Genomic DNA, 14,890 nt, shown 5'->3' with positions numbered 1-14,890 from the left:
TGTCTCAGTCCAGATTTTAAGGGAGAAAATTGCTTGATACACAATTATTTCCTTTAAAGCTTATATGGATAATACGGCCGTCGGCGGTTGTTTCAAATGAAGTTCGACAAGAACGAATGATGGTTTGGTGTGTATTCCAAGGCTCGTCATAACTAGAAAAAACATTTCCATTATTGCTAGGTACAGAAGTGCGTTTCGGATCAGGTATAGAATACATGGCTTTTTGAGTGTACTGATAGATTTTATGGCCATTTGGCAGTTGGATTCCTGCATCAGGCTCACCCCATTTTGACATAAGAGTTTGAATATTTTTTCCTTGCCATTTATCAATTTGTTTTTGATAGTTTGCTGTACTGGCGCAAGCACTTAACAAAAAAAACAGTACACAGGAGGTTAAAAAAAGACGCATATTATTTTTCCTTATAAATTTAATTCTGTTCGTAGTTCGTTTAAGGTGACGGAATAATTTTCAGTATTAAAAATACCTGAGCCTAAAATAAAAGTATCTGCACCGGCTTTGGCTATTTCGGCAATATTATTTTTTTTAACTCCTCCATCGACACCTAAACGAATGGTAGGTTTGTGGGTTGAGAGTAATTGTTTGGCGACTGAAATTTTGTTTAAAACCTCAGGAATAAAATGTTGTTCAGCAAAGCCCGGATTAACCGACATCATTAATATAGAATCTAAATGTTCCCAGAGTTTATCTAAACAATTTAATGACGTTTGTGGATTAATAGCCAAGCCTGCCTTACAGCCCAAACGGCGAATTTGTTTTAAATTTTTAGCGACATCGGCGCTGGCTTCGGGGTGAAAGCTGATTTGATCAGCTCCGGCTGCAGCAAAGGCATTAATTAAATGATCGACGGGATTTACCATTAAGTGCACATCAAGAAAAGTCTTGGGCAGATGCTTGCGTAAAGCGCTACAGACCAATGGACCGAACGTCAAATTGGGTACAAAATGATTATCCATAACATCAATATGTAGGCTATCGGCACCTGCTTGCAAAACTGCCGCCGACTCCTTAGCCAAGCAGCCCATATCGGCAGATAAAATAGAGGCGGAAATAATTAAAGCACGCATTATATCCCCTTAGCAGCGCAGATACGATCGTATGCAGCTTTGATATTTTGAGTTTTTTCAGTTGCTATTTTTATCATTTCTTCAGGTAAACCCTTAGCCAATAATTTATCAGGGTGATGTTGACTCATTTGCTTTCGATAGGCTTTTTTAATTTCCACCGGCGAAGCTTGCTCAGAGATGCCTAAGATAGCATAGGCATCTCTGAGATTCAGCTGATGGGATGAGCCCGATGATTGATAGTATCCTTGTTGTCTCTGACCAGAGGATTGTTGCTGACGGAAGGCTTGCTCAAAATTAAATAGATGCTCAAAAAAGCTGAAATTGAGTGGTGCAAAACCTAAATATTGACAAATTTTCTGCAATACTTTTTGTTTATCCGCAGTGAGATGACCTTCGGCTAAAGCCGTTTGCATCTGTATTTCGACAAAAAGCTTAAGTAATACCTTATTACGATGGCAGGCTAGCACCAGCTTTTTTAAGGTTTCTTCTAAATTAAACGAAACTTGTTTCCCTTGATTAAAAAGGTCGATAGCCTTTTGGCGCATGGTTTCAGTAAGGCCTAAGCGGTTCATGATGGCTCGGGCAGCTTGAATTTCTGCCTCAGAAACCCGTCCATCTAGTTTGGCGATATGTCCCATTACCAGAAATGTGCTATCAAAAAAAACTTGTTGTGCGACGCTTGGATTGGCAGAAGAAAAAGTCCAGCCTTGGTTTTGTGTAAGGCCACGATCAAACAGATGCCCAATAATGACGCCTAATATAAGACCGAACGGCCCTGCAAGAAGAAACCCAAAAAACCCACCAACGAGTTTGCCCCATATATTCATGCTTAAACCTAACCCATAAAAATTGCAATACGGCACATTACTAAGGGGTATAAGACTAACAGGATATCATCTTGTCTTAAAGTTGAATAAGCGATAAGCTCGCCCTTGGAATATCTAATTATAATTTTATTAAGTCATGCGATTCTTATATACAATAATTTTTTATTTATTGTTGCCGTTTATTCTATTGCGTTTATGGTTAAAAAACCGTAAAACTCCTAATGGTTTGCAATTTTGGCATGAGCGTCTCGGATGCGGCTTACGCCCGCTCTCACCCGGCGGGATTTGGGTACATGCCGTTTCAGTCGGCGAATCCATCGCAGCGATACCGCTGATCAAGCTTTTACAGCAACGTTACCCAGATATACCCATTACTGTAACCAATGAAACGATAACAGGGGCTGAACGAATTCGCGTTGGTTTGGGCAATAGTGTAGCCCAGCTTTATTTTCCTTATGATTTACCTTTAGTTTTAAAAAAATTCTTTAATGCCCTACAACCAAAATTATTAATTTTGCTAGAAACAGAACTTTGGCCTAATATCCTAGCAGCATGTCAGTTGTATCAAGTGCCTGTAGCCCTTGTCAATGCTCGTTTATCTGAGCGCTCCGCTAAGGCCTATCGACGTATTTTCCCCATCACGCAGCAGATGTTAAAAAGCATTGATGTCATTGCTGCACAGTTTCGAGCGGACGCCGATCGTTTTATCGACTTAGGTTTTCCAGCTGAAAAGATCCAAGTGACAGGGAGTCTTAAATTTGATCTGACGCTTCCCATGCAATTGTCAGAACACGCCCAGCGATGGCGGAAAATTTGGGGAGAAAATCGGCCCGTATGGATTGCTGCTAGTACGCATCCTGGCGAGGAGGAGCTTATTCTCCAAGCTTTTACGCAGGCACGTCGTTCTTTCCCAGATTTATTATTAATATCTATCCCACGACATGTGGATCGCGTCCCCCAACTTGAACAGCTTTATTCTAGTCAGGCCTATAAGCTTATCAAGCGTAGTGAGCATAAAGACTCTGAAATGAGTGATGTTGATATTTTTATCGGTGATACCATGGGGGAATTACTTATTTTTTATGCGGCCGCTGATCTGGCTTTTGTGGGCGGAAGCTTGGTGGAAAAGGGCGGACAAAATCCTCTAGAGCCTGCTGCTGTTGGCTTACCCATATTAACCGGCCCGTATACGTTTAATTTTGCGACTATTACCGAACAGCTTAAACAACGAAATATCGAAATTCAGGTAAATAACGCCACAGAGTTAGCCGAGCAAGTTATTGCTTTGTTATCTGACTCGGTGCGACGCGAGCAAAAGGGTCTTGAGGCGAAAAAGTTTGTGGCAGAGAATAAAGGTTCTGTGTTAAAACAAATGCAATTAATTGAAAATTTATTGGTAATTTAATTTCCCCATGTACTCTGGAATTACGCAAGGTTTATTTGTTGTAAAGTCACTCACTAAGCAACCTGGATTGTTCCATTATAGTGTTGTTTTAAATGATGAGTTGGCAAAAGATTTAAAAATAGGTTCCAGTGTCTCTATTGACGGTGTTTGTCAAACTGTAGTCGCGAAAGATGAATATGAAGTTAGTTTTGATGCCATGCAGGAAACATTAGCCAAAACTACTTTAAATGAGCTTTATATTGGTAGAAAAGTCAGTGTGGAAAGGAGCTTAGGCTTTGGCGATGAAATAGGAGGGCATGAACTGAGCGGCCATATATTTGAGACAGGGATAGTTGTCGATAAAAAAGTGAATGGGGAAAATTTGTGTTTATCTATTCAAACTTCTGAATCGTGTTTTGCTTTTATCAAGCCAAAAGGTTACATCGCAGTGGATGGTTCTAGTTTAACTGTAGGCTTGACGGATAAAAAAAAACGTAGTTTTGAAGTGCATTTGATTCCCGAAACATTACGCAAAACCAATTTTTCCAACCGAAATATGGGTGACAAAGTTAATATCGAACCTGATATGAAAACAATGGTGTTGGTGGAAACCGTGCAGAATTACTTTGCTAATATTGATGTCCGATTAACTGCCATAGAAAAAAAGCTACAGCAATCGTAACAAACTAGCATTAGATTTAAAGTAGAATTTCCAAAATATCAGCCAAGTGCTTAATCGTATAAGTGGGGTTAAGCGCTAGACACGTTGTTTCATCACCATATCCATATTCTGCCCAACAAGAATCAGCACCAATATTTTTTGCGAATAATAAATCGGCCGATGTATCGCCTACCATTAACATCTGCTTCGGATTTATATCCTTATATTTCGGTTTAATGAAATCAGTATATGCCATCGGATCAGGTTTTTTTCTTAATGTTTTAGTATCGCCGATAACGATAGAAATATATTTTTTTAATTGAAAACGTTCTAAGGCAGTATCAACCGCAGCAACCGCTTTGTTGCTGACCACTGTGAGTATTAAGCCAGCCGCATGCAGTTTCGCTAAGATTTCTGCGGCTTTAGGGAATGGCGCGCTTTTATCCTCTCCCTCAGCTAAATAAATTGTCTCGTAAGTGGTTAATAAATGATTAATTTGCTGCTGAGTGAGATCCGGACTAAGGGTTTTTAAGGATTTTTCCATGCCTAGACCTGCGCGTATGGTTTCATCGATGAAATCATGGTTTGGCATGGTCATATGTAGCGTTTCATAAGTGCGCTTAATGCAAAATAATATGGCATCGTGTGTGGCACAAAGTGTGCCATCAAAATCTAAGATAAGTAATTTATAATTATTCATGTTGCTCAGCTTATAATATAAAAATGATCAAAATTCATAATCACTCTAAAAGTGTAGCTTCATAAGTTTAATTGGTAAAGAAGAATAATAGTGGAGCTAAATTTTGATAATAACGCGTTTAAAACCCTATAGATTCAAAAATTTCTTAAAACCTGTAGAGATCGTCAAACAATTTTATCGAGCTTGGCGAGAAAAACTAGGTTCGGCTGGTTGACATGAGTTGTTTGGAAGCAATTTTCTTAATTCATTCCAAGCTAAGGCTGAATGAGTTTTGCCTTTAAAGAAAGCAAAAATTCCCCAGGGATCCCTGTGTTTTGAAAGAATTTCTACTTTGTCATATCTGTTCAAAAAATCTTTGATGTTGTCCAATGATTTCTTGCTACTGATCATTCCAGCAAGTTCTAGAAATATTTCAATTTTATCAGTGCTATTTTTTCCGAAAAATTTTGGCTTTTCTAGATGCTCAAGAATTTCACTAATGTTTTGTTGTAGTGTGAGATACATATCGCGATCAGAATGTGTATCTTCATCAAAATAAAGAATTTTAAATTCCCGGGTATTAGCTGGAAATTCTTTCATAGCTTTTTCATTTGCAAGATTTTGGATCGATCTAGAGCTATAAGGAAAAAGATAGATTTTATTAGTGGGTGTTTTCTGCCCAATAGAATAGATACAGCAATTAGGGGTGATATCTGTAGTGTTCGTTTGAGGGATTTCATAGCCGAATTGAATAGTATTTTTTGAAAAGGAAACTATTTTGTAAAAGTTTATAAAGTTTTTATCCTTAATTTCCTCAATTTTCTCCCCATCTTTTCTAAAAAAAATTTTATTATAAATGAATTCTGCATGTTGGTTTTCTGGAAATAACTTAAAAAGTTCTGTGGCCAGTCGGGTTTTATCCATTTTCGCTGGTTTATAGTCTGGATAATGCAGTATTCGTTTCTTATATGAGATTTTGGTGTTTTTTTCTAAATAGATTTTTAGTATTGAAAAATCAATTTTTTTGGATTCTTCATGGTTGTATCTAAATTGAAATTGAAAATTTTTATCAATTGAGTCGGTGACATTAAAGGTGTGGATGGATTGATTGCCGAAAATATCGTAAGAATTTTCAGAAAAAATTAAACAAGAGTCAGTTTTTGCCATAATCCACCTTATTATTTATATACTTATAATAAAACCATATCATATACTTTAAGCATCAACAACTTGGAAATTTCCTTATGAAAGGCCTAGTCTGGTTTCGTGAAGATCTAAGAGTACATGCTAATACAGCGCTGTATCATGCCGCTCAACAATGCGCAAAGGGAATTTTAGGAATCTACATCATAGATACCAGTTTCTGGAAAAAACATCACATGGCGGCTTGCCGCGTTCAATTTCTACTCTCTGGATTGTTAGTGTTAAGTCAGAATCTACAGGCTAGAGGAATTCCTTTATTAATTAAACAAGTTAAAAAAACCGGGGATATTGCTCAAGAATTATATCAATGCGCACAAAAACATAAGCTCGAAGGACTTTTTTTTAATAAACAATATGAAGTGGATGAAAAGCAACGGGACAAAATAGTATGTAACTATTTAAGCCAGTCTGGTATCAAATGTAATGCGTATGATGATCAAGTCATATTACCGCCGGGTGTAGTTCGAACTAAACAAGGTAAAACTTTTAGTATCTTTACGCCCTATAAGCGAGCTTATCTACAGTTATTATTAAATAATCAAAATATCATTCCACATTACTCACTCCCTAAACGACAAAATGGGTTAGAAATTCGATCGAGTAAAGTACCCCTTCATTTATCTGGTTTTTCCTCAACGATTATTTGGCCATCGGGTGAAGATGAGGCGCAACGCCGATTAAAAAAATTTATCACAAATGACTTATTTAATTATCATAAAACGCGTGATTTTCCGTCATTGGCAGGGACAAGTTTGTTATCACCGTATTTAGCAACAGGAATGATTTCACCGCGACAATGTTTGTTGGCCGCTTTAATGGCCAACAAGGGTGAATATGATTCTGGAAATAAAGGAGCTATGACATGGATTAATGAATTAATCTGGCGTGATTTTTATAAACACTTATTAGCTGACGTACCACGACTATCCATGCATCAAGCTTTTCGACTAGAAACTGAAAATTTAAAATGGCGATATAATCAAAAACAGCTATTAGCATGGCAACAAGGTCTTACCGGTTATCCGATTGTTGATGCGGGGATGCGTCAATTAAAACAATTGGGTTGGATGCACAATCGTTTGCGTATGATAGTGGCGATGTTTTTAAGCAAAAATTTATTTTTCGATTGGCGTTTAGGTGAGGATTTTTTTATCCGACATTTAATCGATGGAGATTTGGCCGCCAATAACGGAGGCTGGCAATGGAGCGCATCTACCGGTACTGATGCGGCGCCTTATTTTCGAATTTTTAACCCGACTCGGCAGAGTGAGCGCTTCGATCCAAAAGGAGATTTTATTCGTCAGTATTGTCCGGAACTCAGTGCATTTGATGTGCGTTCTATCCATGATCCACATCAGCGCGCGCCGACGCTCGCTTTACAAAGCGGTTACCCTAAGCCGATCATAGATTTTAAATCCTCGCGCATAGCTACGATTAAAGCTTTTAAAGCACTTTCAAAATGACTGGAAAACTTAATTGTTGTCGTCTATCTTAAAATTTTACTACATATAGGTGCTACCCATGCTGCAAGTAAAAATGCAAGGTCCATTTATTAAGCGTATGGCTTTTTTAATTTCATTGTCGCTGACTATCATAAGTACCAATTGCTTTGCTCAATCTAGCGTAATGAGTGTTGTTGTTCAAGGAATAGAGGCTAAAAAATTATTTAGCTATCTGACTGGTCCTAAAGTACATGCCGATGCAGGTATGAGTAAGCAATATTTACAAGGTATCAATATTGTTTGCCAATATGTCACGGCCCCTATCACGCGTAATGGCGTAAATGTACCCTTGAGTGATCCGTCACGATATTCTTGCACCAGTAATTTTGATTACAATGGTTTAGCTGCACCTACTACTCTGCCTTAAACGGTTTATTTTATAAATGGACTAGATGAACAGTCTGGTGAGATAAACTTGAAGATTGGCTATCGTCATTTTTTCGCCTAAAAAAACCAGCCGTTTTTTTTGGGAATTTTATCTGGTGAAGTTTAAGCTTTGATCTTTCGATTTCTTTTTTTGTTACTGTAACTTCGGCTCGAAGCTCGAGAATAAGAATTCTGCAATCCGTGCGTAAACATTTATCATCACGCAATTTTTCTGTTAAATGATTGATTTTCTCAACAGATGATTTTTCAAGATTTAACATCTGTTCTAATTGCTGTTCGGAATGTCTCACAAAGCTATTAATTTCATTTTTCAAATCGAATTGTTTGCTGAGTAAATTGCGTGTAGTCGCTAAATGCAGTCGTTGTAATTTTATTTTTTCTCTTAATTCCGTATACATATTTTTCCATTAATATTGAATTATAATTAACCTTACCTGCTAGTTAAAAGAACCAAATATTGTTTTAACTAGCATAGTCTATGTTAAATAATAAATAAATCAATTACTATTATTATCTAAAATTATTTTTATTTATAATATCTTATGCCTAAAAAGAAATATCCAAGTCCAAAATCGCCTATTGCCTACTCAATAGATCAATTAGAAATAGCCGCTGCTGATACGGCTTTTTTACTATTAAGTGAAAATAAAAAAATATCTGATCTGACTAATATACAAGTGTGCGTGTTAAAAAATTTTTTTATAATGTTTAAGTCAAATATAGCTTACGCTAGCCAAGATGCCCAAGATATTGGAATTTTTAGAGATCAAGTCAGTGTGGAGGGAATAAAAAAAATCTTTCGGACTTCCTTGTGTGTAAATTCGGAAGAAAAAATGTTAATTAACGTAATTGACGAAGATATTACAAAAGTTATTATATCAATTAAAATTCAATCGCTTATTCAAGATTTAAATAATAAAAAATATTACGATTTGACCAGTAAAAAAATTTTTTCATTAATGAATAGATTGCTTCCCTACTATCATCCTAGCATTCGAGCTTATTTTACTTTAGAAAATTTATTTGATTCATTTAAGAAAATGCGATTTAATTTTTTTAAAAATTTAAATGCGATTTTACTTAAGGAGCCAAAATCAAATTTAGCCGCCCAAATGCAAATTTCTTATTTATGTTCTATGTTAATGTGGGTTACTAACGTAAAAAATATCAGTTTTTTTTTAATCATAGACACTATATTAGTTTTATCAAAGTATAATCTGGTTAATTTTATGTTTAAGCAATATTACCTATCAGATAATGAGATAAGTTTTTTATTGCCAATGCCTTTTCGTGCAGTTAAGTTCTTAAGCAAACATTTTGCGCATGAAAAAAATAATAAAACACGTATTCTAATCGCGTTAAATAATGCAGAAAAAAATTTTGTTGAAGATTGGAAAAAAAATTCTTTGCAAATGTCATTAAGAAGAGAATTTATCTTTTTTATAGATATTTTATTGGATTTTGCTTTAGCAACAACCCAAGAAAATAGAACACTTATACTCGATCATTATAATGGTTTTCGGCCCTTAATCAGAGAAATCTTTTTAATTTTCACTCAGAATGTAATGAATCTCAACGAGCGTATTCAAAGCCTTAGCTTATCAGAATTTGAAAAGGCTCAGCTTGAGCATGAAAAGATTCCCAGTAAGGTAATGTGCGACAAGATATTAGCAATGATGGACAAATGGCAGGCTTGTATTCAAACCAATTTACAAATTTTTAAACAATCCGAAAAAATAGCATTAGCACTGACTGAACAAGAAAGAACAGAAATTGACAATAATCAAGCATTCTTGGCCCAAGCTATACAGCGGCCAAGTAAGCAAGCAATTCAAGCAGCACAACAGTTTGCTGAGAAACTAAAAAAGACTGCTGAAAAAGAAGCTTTAGAACAAAAAAAAACGGTAGCTGCAAACTCACTAAAGCTTGATTTAATTGATCAGTATCAACAAGAGTTAGCAAAAAAATTTTTAACTATTTCTAATCTACAAAATTTAGAACAAGAAGAGTTATTAAATAATAAGGAAAAAATAATTGTACAAGAGATTGTTAAATATATGAAACTAAAGCCTATAAAAAAATTGTTAGATATAGCTTTATTAACAGAATTAGAAGATTTTTTATTCTCTTTACCAAATGAGATTCAAGCCGATGAATTACATATTCTGTTATTGGCCTATATTAATTTACTGGATATCTTTTTGAGTAGAATTAATTATAGGATGAAAACCTATAAACAGGAATATGTACCGCTTATAGTAAAAATGTTGGATAGGCATGGCCAAAAGAATTTCTCTGGTGAAGATCATGTTCTTAGCCGAAAGATCAAACAAAACTCTAAGAAAATTCTAGCTAATCTAGCAGCAACTAATGATCATTGCGTATGCATATTAACGATTTTTGATAGTATTAATGTGTTGAAATCTAAAATAACCGATATTGAATTTTATAAAATATGGACTTTACCGATAAATTTTAGAAAAAGTGAGTTTAAAGATAGCTGTAATCATGCTTCCGATAATTTATCTCAATTTTGCAACTATCTGGAAATAAAAAAAAATGCATGTATAAAAACCGGAATAACTAGCAAAAATAAAAAAAATCGAGTGGAGATTAACGAAAAAGAGATACACCTAAAATTGGAAAATTTAAAGGATGCGATTTATAAAATAGATAGTCAAATTTCTGAAAATGATTGTTTAAGGCAACCTTTCCCTAACACCTTGCTAAGCAAAAATTCTCAAGTGCGAGAACTGCAGATACAAAATATTGTAATTAGTCAGGACAAATTGCGCGTCCCGATCCCTTACAACCCTGCTGAGTTGAGGCAAAGCCAAAGTATTGCAAATTTAATCTCAATTAAGGTTGCAAAAACTCAAGATCTTAGGTTTTTTTCCTCTAAAAAATCACAGATGGACACTAAAGAAGATAACGGTAGTCTTAGCGGTACAACTATGAGTCACAGAAGAATGAGTATCTAAAATATTAACGTTAAAGAAATGTTTATCTCATCTTTATGAATTTTATAAATTAGGTTGTAATGGAAATGGTTTTAGCTTCATTTTTAGCTATGCAACGAATTGCTATCTAGTTAAATTTCCAATTAAAAGAGTAGTATTTTTCCTGTATTTTTTGTCCCTTTGCAGAGGAAGAAACATCCACTAAGTCTCCTTAGTAATGCCTTAATCCAATTTCTATATTGCAGCTATTTGAAAGCCTATATAAGATAGAAAGCAGCATCCTTGTCCTAAATTAGTTTAGAAGCTTTTAACTGGTTGACTTCGTTGCTATCATCCATAGTAATTTCTAAACTTTTTTAAAATATCAGTCTCATTACTAGATATCCGGAGGCAATATGAAGTTGAAAACATTGACTTTAGCCATAATCATAGGATTAACAATGTGCACTTTGGCGTTGCCTATTTATGCTGACGAAATACTATCAGGCCCACATCTTAGCACGACAGGCATTGCCAGTATTGATGTAAAGCCAGATAATGCAACTATCACGATTGAAGTGAGCTACTCAGCTAAAGAGGCCACTGAAGCTAAAAGACAGGTGGATAAAAGAGTCACACACTATTTTGATTTTTTACGTAAAAACGGTATTCAGCAGAAAGATATTAATGCGGCTAATTTAAGTACACAACCAGAATATGATTATCAGAAAAGTGCAGCAGTGCTGAAAGGCTATCGTGCAGTGCGTCAGGTGCAAATAACAGTACGTCAGATAGATAAGCTTAATGAGCTATTAGATGGCGCATTAAAGATGGGATTGAATGAGATTCGTGCTATAAAATTAGGTGTCGCCAATCTAAATAACTATCGTGAGCAAGTGCGTAAAAAAGCCATTCAGACCGCCATTGTGCAAGCAAATTCATTGGCCGACGGTTTTATGGTTAAACTTGGGCCTATTTATAGTATTCATTATCAGGGAGATAATGACCAACCTATGCCAGTACCGGTTATGTTTTTACGAGCAGAAAATGCTTTAACAGCTAAGCCAGATCAAACTTACCAACAACAAACTATCCATTTTAAAGATCAAGTTGATGTAGTCTTTGAGCTGAAAACCGACAGCAACCCGTCCCGGTAAAAATAATTATTGGTGCGCCCGGAGGGACTCGAACCCCCGACACCCAGGTTCGAAGCCTGGTACTCTATCCAGCTGAGCTACGGGCGCTTAGACTTAAAGCGGCAGAATTCTAACAGTTTATAACTTATTCAGCTAGTTCCATTAGCTAACAATCTTTCGTTGCCTAAGTTTTTATACGCTAGAGCTATTGATGTTAGCATATGAATGTGGATAATCATCCAAATTCATATTTTCAGCAACATATGTTCTAAAAAAAACACTCACATTACCGCGTAATCCACTTCTAAAATCTTGCAAATTAGAAGAATCTAAATTTTTAATTTGGTCTTCAAGATTTTTCTTTAAGTCAGTGAGTTGGTTACTACCCTCGGCGGTATTCAAGTTATCCGCTAAAGCGAGCATTTGCGGTAAATTATAGATTAACGCCGCACCTAGATTGGCTATCCATTTCAATGCTTCAGCTATGTTTCCTGAATAGCCTAATTCTTTTAAACTATCTGCCATGGCTTTATGTGTAGTAAACCCGGAGAATAATGCCGGCAGCGCAAAAAATATGGCTAGTAAAGAAGGTTTTTCCATAGACATCAATTTTTTACTAGAGGAAAGAACTCCTTTAATAGTAAATCCTGCGCCAGGTATCCCATTACCAATGGCAGCTATAAAACCCAAGAACATACCGATTGTGTGACTACCCCCAAATTTTTTTTCAGATAAGTCACGCATACCAAAATAACTGATTAATAAATATGCGCTAAATTGTGGGATGCTGAACAAGCCAAGACCGGTATTAAGCGAATAATAGCTGATTTTTTCACGCAAACTTAAATCGTTATTGGCGGTAAGAAGAGAAATTAGCTGCCCCTGGGTGTCCAGATTTAATGGTTCAGTTGGATCTAAATCACAGTGTTTGCGAGTAAACTGTTCAAATGCAAGATTAATTTCTTCGATGAATTTTTCTTTTTGTAAATCGGTTTGATTTTTGAATAGGGCGCTAATTCCATTAATTAATTCCATGGATCCTACCACATTGACGCCGACGTTAAGTAACGCAGAAACTATCTGTAATGTCATTAACGGTGCATCAACATAGTTTCCCTCTTCGTCGACTATATTCATAAATATATTAGGTGCTACACACATAATAGAAAAAAAGATTGCTGCTGAAAGTTGCGCAGGCGTTTTAAGAAGTCTAGGACACTGTTCTAAAAGCTCTCGGTAAGCTTGTATATTAAAAAGGAAGTTGGTTCCAATTCCACTTGCGGCAGTAATTTCTTTTAATCCGTCAGCAACTGAAGCGCCTGCTTGATAAGCTGGATTATAATAAGTAACTACACTGACTGCGGATGTTACAGCTATACCGAATGATTTAGCGGTTAAATTTTCCCAGAATTTTTTTAAGGGATAAATTAGCTTTTGAATAAAACTATTAGAATGTTGTGCAGGAAGTAAAGGCATAGTTTCAGGGGCACGGCTTGGCATTTTATTATCCTTGTCGAAGGTAATTAACTTTATTGGATTAATAATTGTAAGATAGAATAATTAATCTTTTCTTAACTAACAAGAAATAAATAAAAAAACATAAAGAAATTTTTATTTATCAATTAGTTAAATCAATGATCAATAGATGTCTTTTTTCATCAAGACCTGAAATCTGTAAGGCTTTGGTGTCAATCAGTTTGAAATCGGTATCAAGTGTTTCGATCTCTTCAACAGGGTATTGTCCTTTCATCGCTAAAAAAATTCCATTTTTGCAGCATAAATGTTTAGTTTTATGCAAAAATTCATTAAGCTGACTAAAGGCGCGACTGACTATGCTATTAAAACAATTTTCCGGATAATATTTTTCCACTCGAGAAGAAATAATATCTACATTGTTAATCATTAAGGTCTGTATGACATGTGTTAAGAAACGAGTTTTTTTTCCGTTACTGTCTAGTAATGCAAAATGATACTGAGGAAGTGTAAGTGCTAAAGGAAGTCCCGGTAAACCCGCGCCAGTACCGACATCCAAAATGTTTGGACCTTGTAAATACGGGCTAATAACGAGACTATCGATAATATGTTTAGTGAGCATCTGTAAAGGGTCGCGGATGCTGGTTAAATTATGTATTTGATTCCATTTATGCAACAGCAACACATACTCGACTAATTTTTTGCTAATTATTTCATTAACACACAAATGATTTTGGCTTAACTGCTTTAAAAGCTCAGTATGTAATTGTTTGAAATCGACCATGTAGATTTTCCGTATGAAATTTTAGAGGTAACTTTTTATAAAAAATTTTCTAAACCATAAACTAATTTTTTTAGCGATATCACTTTTTTGCAAGCCAATAATACGCCGGGCATATAGGCATTACGGTCTATCGTTTCATGAGAGATAACCAGATTTCCACCAAGATGGCCAAATAGTATGTCTTGCTTGGCGAGAAATCCTGGCAGACGTAATGCATGTATCGGAACTTGATTTTTGACCGCGCCACGCGCGCCAGTTAATGTTTCATGAATTTTTTTAACACGTGGTTGGCTTGTTCTCGCAGAGCTAATTAATTCAGCGGTTTTTATAGCGGTTGCAGAGGGTGCGTCTAGTTTATTTTCATGATGTGTTTCTATAATTTCACATTCAGGAAAATAATGTGCGGCTTGTTCAGCAAAACGCATCATTAATAAAACACCCACACAAAAATTGGGAGCAATGATTCCACCTAAGTTTTTCTCAGCGCAAAGCCTTTGCAATTCTTTTATTTGTTCTGGAAGTAAACCACTCGTACCAATAACAGGATGAACTCCGGCCAGTATGATACTTTTAGCATTTTCAAAAACTACGGCGGCGTTGGTAAAATCAATAACCACATCCGCTTTGCTGGATAATAGTGATTTTTTTAGTTCGTCGCTATTATAAGTTTCTGCTACTAAATCGAAGCTTGGATCCTGTTTAATCGTTTTAACAGTGATTTGCCCCATACGGCCAGCAGCGCCATTAACGAGAACGCGAATTGGCATCGAAAATTCTCCTGTTGTTGCAAGGGATGGGAGTGACTATACTCTATACTCTTCGCACTTGA

General features: G+C 35.8%; 15 protein-coding genes and 1 tRNA gene. 6 read left to right on the top strand and 10 right to left on the bottom strand.

What is annotated here, in order from left to right; genetic code table 11:
• Positions 1–16: 16 nt before the first annotated feature.
• The 3 genes from AAHF87_RS04030 to djlA are packed head-to-tail and all read right to left on the bottom strand — an operon-like array spanning position 17 to position 1,913.
• Positions 17–409 carry a hypothetical protein gene (locus AAHF87_RS04030; protein WP_342147182.1) on the bottom strand — a complete coding sequence of 131 codons (393 nt, stop codon included), beginning with the start codon at positions 407–409 and terminating at the stop codon, positions 17–19.
• A gap of 11 nt (positions 410–420) precedes the next feature.
• Complete coding sequence (rpe, locus tag AAHF87_RS04025; RefSeq protein ID WP_342147180.1) at positions 421–1,086, bottom strand: ribulose-phosphate 3-epimerase; 666 nt, start codon at positions 1,084–1,086, stop codon at positions 421–423.
• Positions 1,086–1,913 carry a co-chaperone DjlA gene (gene djlA / locus AAHF87_RS04020; protein WP_342147179.1) on the bottom strand — a complete coding sequence of 276 codons (828 nt, stop codon included), beginning with the start codon at positions 1,911–1,913 and terminating at the stop codon, positions 1,086–1,088. Before djlA ends, rpe begins: the two co-directional genes overlap by 1 nt.
• Positions 1,914–2,049: 136 nt before the next feature.
• On the opposite strand from djlA, the gene waaA reads away from it, so the two are divergent.
• Both waaA and AAHF87_RS04010 read left to right on the top strand, forming a co-directional pair.
• Positions 2,050–3,318, top strand: a complete 1,269-nt coding sequence (gene waaA, locus AAHF87_RS04015) for a lipid IV(A) 3-deoxy-D-manno-octulosonic acid transferase (protein WP_342147178.1) — start codon at positions 2,050–2,052, stop codon at positions 3,316–3,318.
• A gap of 7 nt (positions 3,319–3,325) precedes the next feature.
• Positions 3,326–3,979, top strand: coding sequence for a riboflavin synthase subunit alpha (locus tag AAHF87_RS04010; RefSeq protein WP_342147177.1), 654 nt, complete (start codon positions 3,326–3,328; stop codon positions 3,977–3,979).
• Positions 3,980–3,995: 16 nt separating this feature from the next.
• Here AAHF87_RS04010 and AAHF87_RS04005 read toward each other — a convergent pair whose 3' ends face one another.
• Both AAHF87_RS04005 and AAHF87_RS04000 read right to left on the bottom strand, forming a co-directional pair.
• Complete coding sequence (locus AAHF87_RS04005) at positions 3,996–4,658, bottom strand: HAD family hydrolase (RefSeq protein ID WP_342147175.1); 663 nt, start codon at positions 4,656–4,658, stop codon at positions 3,996–3,998.
• A 174-nt stretch (positions 4,659–4,832) separates the two neighbouring features.
• The gene (locus AAHF87_RS04000) at positions 4,833–5,804 is read right to left on the bottom strand and encodes a hypothetical protein (RefSeq protein WP_342147174.1); all 972 of its coding nucleotides are present in this window, start codon (positions 5,802–5,804) and stop codon (positions 4,833–4,835) included.
• A 77-nt stretch (positions 5,805–5,881) separates the two neighbouring features.
• Between AAHF87_RS04000 and phrB the strand changes: the two genes are divergently transcribed.
• On the top strand, positions 5,882–7,303 hold the full coding sequence (gene phrB / locus AAHF87_RS03995) for a deoxyribodipyrimidine photo-lyase (RefSeq protein ID WP_342147173.1): 1,422 nt from the start codon (positions 5,882–5,884) through the stop codon (positions 7,301–7,303).
• 58 nt (positions 7,304–7,361) lie between these two features.
• Positions 7,362–7,709: a hypothetical protein gene (locus tag AAHF87_RS03990; RefSeq protein WP_342147171.1), complete on the top strand. Its 348-nt coding sequence runs from the start codon at positions 7,362–7,364 to the stop codon at positions 7,707–7,709.
• A gap of 10 nt (positions 7,710–7,719) precedes the next feature.
• Here the strand turns inward: AAHF87_RS03990 and AAHF87_RS03985 are convergent, their stop codons facing one another.
• Positions 7,720–8,127, bottom strand: a complete 408-nt coding sequence (locus AAHF87_RS03985) for a hypothetical protein (RefSeq protein ID WP_342147170.1) — start codon at positions 8,125–8,127, stop codon at positions 7,720–7,722.
• Between the two features lie 285 nt (positions 8,128–8,412).
• Here AAHF87_RS03985 and AAHF87_RS03980 point away from each other — a divergent pair, with 285 nt between their 5' ends.
• Positions 8,413–10,710: a hypothetical protein gene (locus AAHF87_RS03980; protein ID WP_342147168.1), complete on the top strand. Its 2,298-nt coding sequence runs from the start codon at positions 8,413–8,415 to the stop codon at positions 10,708–10,710.
• Positions 10,711–11,084: 374 nt separating this feature from the next.
• Entirely contained in the window at positions 11,085–11,825 is a 741-nt protein-coding gene (locus AAHF87_RS03975) for an oxidative stress defense protein (protein ID WP_342147167.1), read from the top strand.
• A gap of 10 nt (positions 11,826–11,835) precedes the next feature.
• On the opposite strand, the gene AAHF87_RS03970 is transcribed toward AAHF87_RS03975, so the two are convergent.
• From AAHF87_RS03970 to dapB, 4 genes are all read right to left on the bottom strand, one after another.
• A tRNA-Arg gene (locus tag AAHF87_RS03970) sits at positions 11,836–11,912 on the bottom strand.
• 84 nt (positions 11,913–11,996) lie between these two features.
• On the bottom strand, positions 11,997–13,304 hold the full coding sequence (locus AAHF87_RS03965) for a hypothetical protein (RefSeq protein WP_342147166.1): 1,308 nt from the start codon (positions 13,302–13,304) through the stop codon (positions 11,997–11,999).
• A gap of 118 nt (positions 13,305–13,422) precedes the next feature.
• Positions 13,423–14,061, bottom strand: a complete 639-nt coding sequence (gene rsmG, locus AAHF87_RS03960) for a 16S rRNA (guanine(527)-N(7))-methyltransferase RsmG (RefSeq protein WP_342147164.1) — start codon at positions 14,059–14,061, stop codon at positions 13,423–13,425.
• A gap of 35 nt (positions 14,062–14,096) precedes the next feature.
• The gene (gene dapB / locus AAHF87_RS03955) at positions 14,097–14,828 is read right to left on the bottom strand and encodes a 4-hydroxy-tetrahydrodipicolinate reductase (RefSeq protein WP_342147162.1); all 732 of its coding nucleotides are present in this window, start codon (positions 14,826–14,828) and stop codon (positions 14,097–14,099) included.
• Between the last annotated feature and the right edge of the window lie 62 nt (positions 14,829–14,890).

Origin of the sequence: Rickettsiella endosymbiont of Aleochara curtula (assembly GCF_964030935.1) — a bacterium.
Classification (GTDB): Bacteria; Pseudomonadota; Gammaproteobacteria; order Diplorickettsiales; family Diplorickettsiaceae; genus Aquirickettsiella.
This window is presented reverse-complemented; position numbering and strand designations above follow the sequence as displayed.